We start from the raw sequence: 8,575 nt of genomic DNA on the forward strand, positions 1-8,575 counted from the left end.
GATGGACACCCTTGTCTTCGGCTACGGGTTAGCGCCTACACCCCCCACAGTGGACTTTCACCACTAGATATATGCCATGCCTAGCACACCAAAAAGAGTTGAATCTTTATTTATAGATTCAACTCTTTCATTGTTTTTATTCTTTATTTGCCTTTCTTTTTATACTTATAAAAGTTAATAAACTACCAAGGCAAAGTAACGTAAACATCATTGTTTGATTTCCACTACCTGTTGAAGGTGCTTTTGTTGTAGTACTTGTCTTTTTATCATCACTTGTACCACCTGCTTTTCTCTGTCTTGCTAGCCATGCGAAAATAGTTTCATCATTATCGATACACTCATTGTTTAATGTATAAACCCAAGACCAATGCCCATTATATTGATATGCTTTTCTTGTTAGACTTTGATACTTTCCACTTGTATCCACAACTGTATCAAATAAAGATAAATGAATATCTTTTGCTCCAACATTTTGAAGCCTTTGATAAGTTGCCACAATATGTGTATCGGCAGGCACTGTAGTATCGTCTTTAGATTGTGTAAACCACATTGGAATATCCTTGATACGAGTAATCATATTATCATTAATCCAAGCATCTGTATATGCTTCACAGATTGGAAATGCTGCTGCAAAATAAGTTGGATAATTAAATAGCATATTCATTGTCATATATCCACCGTTTGAACAGCCACCAATATATATTCTATTTGGATCAATATCTGGATGCTTCTCTACATAATCTTCAATCAATTCCATCAGTACTTCTGTATACATTGAAGTCCCATCTGTTGTATAATTTCCACTTCCATCGTCCATCCACATTGTTGGAGATTGAGGTGTTAATACATATGCACCATCCATAATGTCCTGTATTTCATCATCAACAAGAGCGGTCACTTTATTTCCAAGCAAAATAATTTCTGGATCATTTCCACCTTCTCCTGCTCCATGTAGCCAAATAATAAGAGGATTTTTCTTATTATCTTTTGCTGGTGCATAAGATGCATAGCTAAGACTCATATCTTTTCCTGTATATGTTGCTTTTGTAAACTTATCCGTAAGCGGTTTATCTATGTTATTCGCTGTTGGATTGATTTCTAATACATCATAATTTTTATCTACCCCTTCTATTTCTGAACCATATTTTATCGTAACTGCTAATTCGTATGGTTGTGAATAAATATTTAAGAAAGAAGATAATAAAAATGTAAATGGTGATGTTCCTGTATCTGGATGAATTTGTGGTTCAATCGTTATATAAGAAGATGTTGCTACAGTACTCTTCTTTCCATTGGCATCACTTAAATAAGCATTTTGAATTACTTTATTTGTTGTTTCAACCGTTCCGAATACATTTTGTTTTGTTTCATTTAAAACTAGACTATCTTTATGAATTGCTTTTATTTCATGATCTAATTTTAAAACTATTTTGGTTGTCGCTGGTCCCCAATCGAAACCTTCAACAACATAACGCTCACTACTTCCTTTTAATATATTCTCTGTTTTTTGTTGAGAACCCATCCACTGCATCAACTTTATACCATTGTTTTCTGGCATATTACGTAATGCATAAATCCAAGACCAGTGTCCATTATAAGATGCTCCATCTACTGTTACATCAGTATATTCAGTATAAATAGCACCATAATCTTTCAAAAGATCATATGCCCATCGACTACTTTCTACAACACTGACAGTAGGGTCATCTGCGCTATGTACAAGCCATATTGGTACATCCTTTAAAGATAATACTTGCTCGGCTGTTGTTGGCTCTCCACCGCGCTGTGGTGCAAGATCAATTGCTGCACAAATTGGTACTCCTGCTGCAAACATCTTAGGATTATTAATCATCATATGCCATGTCATATATCCACCAGCTGAACATCCAGCTATATAAATTCGTGTCGTATCAATATTTGGATTTTCAGCAACTACCTCTTTAACCATTTCCGTTGCTTTATCAATGTATCCATTTGAATAATTATTATACCAAGTATCATCTACTTGTGGTGCAATCACATATGGATAATCTAAGAGTGGTTGCATCTCATCAGAAGCAAAAGCAACCCCACCACGATTTGCTAATAACTGTGATGTATTGTTTTGATAGGTTCCTGTTCCACCTTCACCATTCCCATGAAACCAAACCACAAGAGGATGTTTTTCACTTCTACTAATAGATGGTTTATACATTTGATAATTCATACCACTTGTTGAGCGCATCGCAGTAAAACGATCCACTTCTTCATCAACAACATCCCCCATCTTATAGGTTGATGCTTTTGATATAACACTTCCATCTTTTAAATTAAAATCTTTATTTTGGGTAAGTTGATAATCTAAGATCAAATCCAAATTTCGTCCAGCTGGATGAACATAGGTTAAAGTAGCAGATTCTGCAACACTTTGACCATATTCCATATCAATAATAATAGTTGAAGAATCATTATCATCCAAACGAACATTGGTAATTTTTCGTGTTTTATCTTCAAACGCCCCAAAACTTGTATTTCCTTCCCCAAGCGTATTAATATCAATTGGATCACGACCACTCGCTACAACATGAAATGTATCTTTATCAATGGTTGTTAGATCCACTTCTCCATCCGCTTGAAAGCGTAAGGAAACTATATTTTGACCATAGTCAAATACTTGTCCATCTAATTGAAATACTTTGTCTGCAAATACTGTTTCAGCAGCACTAACATTACTTGTATCCATAACAAAGCATGTACATACAAGCAAGAAAATACTACTAATGATTCCTAATTTCTTTTTCATTTCTTTTCTCCTTTAATTTACTTAACTTTCTTTAATAATCACAAATGATTACCAGTATATGCTTATCTCAATAATCTAATGCTCTAAAATACCATGGTTTTTACTATACAAACACAATTCATTTTTATCTCATCTATCCCTCCTAACATAAAGAAAACCTATTTACAGAAAAATATTTTCTGTAAATAGGTTTAGCTTGTCTATAACAATCACTATCCTGTTACACTTTTAATTTATCACATTCTATATTCGTATGCAAGGGCTTACAAATATTTTCAACATATGTTATTTTGATATAACAATGGTGCTGGGAAAGGGACTTGAACCCTCACGGACATTCGTCCACTACCCCCTCAAGATAGCGTGTCTGCCATTCCACCACCCCAGCATTGTCTTTATTATACATGATTTAAATCTGAATGAAAACAACAAAAAAAGACCATTAACTTTGTCAATGGTCTATCTATAAATTATTCTATGCTTTATCGTTTCCAATTGATTTTTTTCTTTTTAAAACTAATATCAATCCTGCCGATAATCCTAAAATTGTATACAATATTTCTGTGTTCGTGAAATCACCTGTTGCAATTGAAGGTTTTGGTTTAGCAAACACAATCACTTCATCTTTTGGTTCAGGTTTTGGCTCAGGGATGATAATTGGATCTGGTTCCCAGATTGCATACAATACAACATCTCCTTGAAGTGATGCTAATATATCATTTTCTTGATAACTATCACCACTGCCATCTGCTTCTGTATTCCATTCTACAAACGTTGCACTATCATGCCCAAGAGCATCTCGTCCTTTCACGATTGCATCAGCACCTTTTAGATATGCTGTATCATCAACAGGAGGCATTCCAATATTTCCACCATTTGCTTCATATGTAACTCTATATGGAGCTCTTAATGTAATATCTTGTTCTACAACAAGCGAATATTTTAACTCTGCCCAAAGAAATGGCTCATTTTTTGTAAGCTTATATCCTGTATGGTATGTTTCTGCATTTAAATCTGTCCAAACAAATGAAGTCTTAGCTGCATCGTATGTACCATTTATCAAAACTGGATTTGATGATGTAATTGAACCATCTGTCAATGGTTCAAACGAAGTCATTGGTGAACCATCCAAATCAATTGCTACATTTGGTGTAGAGACTGCTGTTCCTTGGGTCTCTGTTGGATCTAAAACAACTCTTTGATTACTAAAATGTACTGTAGCAATAAAATCATTAGTGATTGACGACAATGGACTAATATCCGTAATTTGATTATTAGCACCATTCAAAATTCCTAATTTACTTGTATTCATACTTCTAAGAACACTAATATCAGAAACTCTATTTTGATCAAAATATAACGATGTAATACCAACATTATTTCTAATTGGCGTCAAATCTACAATTTGATTTCCACTCATCCATAACGTTTTAATTTTCGTATGATTTGTAAGTGGTGTTAAATTACTAACTGCATTGTTATTGAAATGCAAATCTTCTAAATTAAGCAAATTTGCTACTGGTGTAATATCACTAACTCTATTTGTGTTATTATCAAAAGAAAGATAAGTTAAATTCGTTAAACCTGATACTGGTGAAATATCACTTACCCCAGTAATATTAAATTCAAATAATACCAATGATAATAATCCTCTAACCGGTTCAATTGAAGTTAACGGATTACTTGAAACCGTTAATTTTCTCAATACTGATAAACTTGAGACCGGTGAAATATCCGTAATAGCATTATGATCAATATTTAATTCTTTTAAATTCGTCAATGCTGATATAGCACTAATATTAGAAATTTGATTGCTATTTAAATACAAATATTCCAAATTATTAAGATTTGATAAGATTGAAATATCTGTAATTTGATTATCATTCAGACTAAGTCTATTCAAATTCACCAAATTCCCTAAACTTTGAATCGAACTAGTCCCTACACTATCTGCATTTAATGTCTGAAGACTTGTTGTTACTGACAATGGATCAATAGATGCACCTACATTCTTTGACATATCTAAACTTGTTAGATTTGGCAAAGTGCTGATTGGTGTTATATTTGTAATACTATTATCTGATATCGTCAATGTTTGTAAATTCGTCAAACTTGATAATGCTGATATATCACTAATACTATTTTGTTGTAAATTAAGTGTTGTCAATCGTGTAAGACCACTTAATTTTGAAATATCACTAACCTTGTTAACCCTTAAACTAAAGTTTGATAGATAATTCAAATATTGAATTCCTTCTATACTTTGAATATTACTACTATCCGCGTTTAAGGTTACAATCGTATTTAACTCATTTTGTGTTACTTCATCTGTGATATTCTTTCCTAATTGCGTAGCTACTTTGCTTGCTAGCGCTGCATCTGGAAAAATATCTGAAATCTTTGAAGTGGTAGGTAGTTCATCTGCATAATTAGTATTATGCAAAGTAAACGTCGTTACCAAAGAAATAAAAAGTAATAAAACCACTACTGTCTTTTTTTCTATAAACTTTACTTTCATTGCATTCTCCTTTCAAGTGCGTTTAAATTATGAAAGAGAAACTATTCATAAATACAAATATCCCTTATTGGTATTGGGATTTATTAAAAGGCCTACTATTCACAAACTGTTTTTACTTTATAATCTGTTTTACCATATGGCGCTTTTGGTGTTATTGTAATACTATTTTTTTTCTTATCACATGTATTTCCAATTTCTTTTGTTTGTTTTTTCACATTAATCTCAGAAACTTTTGAAATATTTTCAATGGAAATCTTTAAACCTTCTTTTTCATATTGAGAAAATAGTTCTTTTAAAGCTTTTCCATCTTTACCAGCTGCCAACAATTCATAAAGATAATCTTCATAATATGTTTTTGCCATTTTTTCCATTTGTGCTTCTTCTTTTGAAGTACTGTTACTATCCATTTGTGTTTTTATTAATATGCCTGCTAATACTACAACTACTACTAATACTGCACCAATAATTGTTTTCTTTTTCATAATTTTTGCTCCTATATTTTTTAAAATGAGTAGGAAACATATCCATTGATATGCTTCCTACAAAATCAATTCTTATTTGCTACGTTGTTGGAATCTTCTATATCTACGTTTTTTCCATTCATATAGCATAACGATTGAGAATCCAATAATTAAACCATAATTTCTCAATACATCACCTGTTGCAGGCGCAGATGGACTCTTTGGTGCTTCCGCTGGTTTTGTTATTACTGGAGGAATTTCTTGTTTTTTCCAGATTGCATATAGCGTTACACTTCTTTCTGCACTTACAAGACCAAGTGATTTAAATTCATTGAAGTTTGTTGAATCTCCTACTTTATAAGCTTTTCCAGTTCCATCAGGGCTTGTATTCCATTCAACAAATGTATCTAATGAGAAACTTCTTGTCATGAAACCACGAATTAAGACTGCATCTGTTGTTACATATTGAACTTCATCAACTGGTAAGCCTTCACCTTCGTATCCATTTCCATGATAGTAAATTCTATAGAGATTTTTTTCGACATCAATGTTTGCCTCAGGGTTTTGATCACCTACTGTTGCTTTATTTGCAATTGAGCCGATAGCATCTTCATCAATATCAGAAGCTGCTGTAACCACAAATTCAATGGTAATTGTTTCATTTGCTTCAATCGTAAAGCTTAATCCATTAATTAATTCATTTGCATCAATTAATTTATCTTTACTACTATCCAAATCACTGCTAACTTTTACTTGGATTTGTGATGCATTTTCTTCAATGTATGGTAATACTTTATCCAATTTATCTTGAACAAATACATCTTTCATTTCTACACTACCACCGTTTTTAGCAGTAAGGATATAAGTAAGCTTTTCAGCTTTGCTTACAAATCCATCTCCATTTTCATCAGTTACTACTTTTGAAGCATATAAATCTGCTTCCCCTGTTTCAATTTCTACTTCTGGATCTGTTGTTCCTGAAACCGTTGCTTTATTAGCAATTTTCTTCACTTTTTCAACATCCAAATCATCTTTTACTGTTACTTCGAATGTCAATGTGATAGTTTCATTACTTGCTAAATTATAAGCTAATCCTTCTCTCAACTGTTTACCACTTACAGCTCCATTTTTACTACTATCTTTTGTACTTCTTACTTGTACATTAATATCTTGTGGTAATTCATTAATGTTATCAATTAAAGACGTCATTTCATCTTTAACTTCTACATTATTTGCACCTACTGAACCTGTATTTGATACTGTGATAACATATCTTAACTTCTCTGATGGAGAAGCAAAGCCATCACCACTTGCATCACTTACTGTCTTAGATGACGATAATTTTGAACTTCCTGTTGGTATTACAATTTCAGGAGTAGTTCCTCCAACAAGTGCTTTATTAGCTAAATTCTTAACTGTATCTGTATCCAAATTATCACTTACAGTTACTGTAAATGTAATCGTTACCGTTTCTTCAGCTAATAAATTATAAGTAATTCCATTTACTAACTCTGTTCCAGTAAGTGAAGTGTTTTTACCAGAATCTTTATTACTAGATACTTTTACTACAATTGATTCTTTACTTTCTGCAATATTACCAAGCAATCCAGTTAATTCATCCTTGAAGGTAACATCTTTAGCTGTAACAGAACCGTTGTTTGTTCCAGTAATTGTATATGTTAATTTTTCTCCTGGTGATGCTAATCCATCATTGTTTTCTTCTTTTACTGTTTTTGTTGAAGAAATATCAGATTTACCAGTCGGAATTGTAATACTTGGCGTTGTATCTCCAATAGTTGCTGTATTTGCAATTTCTTTTACTTTACTAACGTCCAAATCATTTTTCACAGTTACCTTAAATGAAACGGCAATTGTTTCTCCTGCTAATAGTTTGTAATTCAATCCTGCAGCCAATTGTGCTCCTGTTACGGTTGCATTTTTAGTTGCATCTTTATTACTAGTAACAGTTACAACAATAGCTGCTGCTTCTTCATTAACATGAGGCAGTGCCAAAGCCATTGTATCTTTAATTGTGACTGTATCTGATGTTACTGTACCATTATTAGTAGCAGTGATCGTATACATTAATTCTTCACCTGGTGATGCATATTTATCATTGTTTGCATCACTTACTGTTTTTGTTGAAGAAATTTGTGATATTCCAGTTGGAATTTCAATTGTTGGACTTTGATCACCTATTGTTGCTGTATTTGCAATCTTTGTTACTTTTGTTGTGTCTAAATCTGCTTTTACGGTTACTTTGAATGTCAATGTCAGTGTTTCATTTGCTTGTAACTTGTATTTCAATCCTGTTACTAACTCACTTCCACTTACTGTTCTATTCTTAGCTGCATCCTTGTCACTCTTCACTGTTACTACGATGCTTGCCGCACTCTCGTCTACATTTCCTAACACATTTGTTAATTCATCTTTTAGTGTTAATTCTTCTGATTCTGCTGAACCATTGTTCTTAGCAGTAATCACATACGTCAATTCTTCTCCAGGAGCAGCAATATTATCGCCACTTGCATCACTTACTGTTTTGCTTGTGCTCAAATCTGTCGTTCCTGTTGGAATCTTCGTTTCAGTATCTGTACCATTAACTACTACTTTATTCACAATTTCTTTTACAGTAGTTACATCTAAGTCTGCTTTTACTTTTACCTTGAATACAATCGTTACCGTTTCGTTACCTTTAATTTCTGGAATTGTGATTCCATCAATTAATTCTTGAACAGTTGCTGTTCTCATTGAACTTCCCACTTTGATACTTACTGAGTTTCCTCTTGGGTTATCTACATGTGGTAATACTGT

The 8,575-nt window shown here is 32.8% G+C and carries 4 protein-coding genes and 1 tRNA gene; all 5 read right to left on the reverse strand.

Translation table 11 applies throughout. The annotated features are described in order from the left end of the window. Positions 1-136: 136 nt before the first annotated feature. Positions 137-2,782 (reverse strand): prolyl oligopeptidase family serine peptidase, encoded by a 2,646-nt coding sequence (locus tag M2475_RS11030; RefSeq protein ID WP_277491570.1) that lies wholly within the window; start codon positions 2,780-2,782, stop codon positions 137-139. Between the two features lie 302 nt (positions 2,783-3,084). Further along, positions 3,085-3,170 (reverse strand) — tRNA-Leu (locus tag M2475_RS11035). Positions 3,171-3,257: 87 nt separating this feature from the next. After that, positions 3,258-5,300, reverse strand: coding sequence for a leucine-rich repeat domain-containing protein (locus M2475_RS11040; RefSeq protein ID WP_277491571.1), 2,043 nt, complete (start codon positions 5,298-5,300; stop codon positions 3,258-3,260). Between the two features lie 95 nt (positions 5,301-5,395). Further along, a complete protein-coding gene (locus M2475_RS11045) occupies positions 5,396-5,782 on the reverse strand; it encodes a hypothetical protein (protein ID WP_277491572.1) in 387 nt (128 codons plus the stop codon). A gap of 72 nt (positions 5,783-5,854) precedes the next feature. Further along, a partial coding sequence (locus M2475_RS11050; protein ID WP_277491573.1) for an isopeptide-forming domain-containing fimbrial protein occupies positions 5,855-8,575 on the reverse strand: 2,721 nt, incomplete at its 5' end.

Source organism: Breznakia sp. PF5-3 (assembly GCF_029504745.1).
GTDB lineage: Bacteria > Bacillota_I > Bacilli_A > Erysipelotrichales > Erysipelotrichaceae > Breznakia.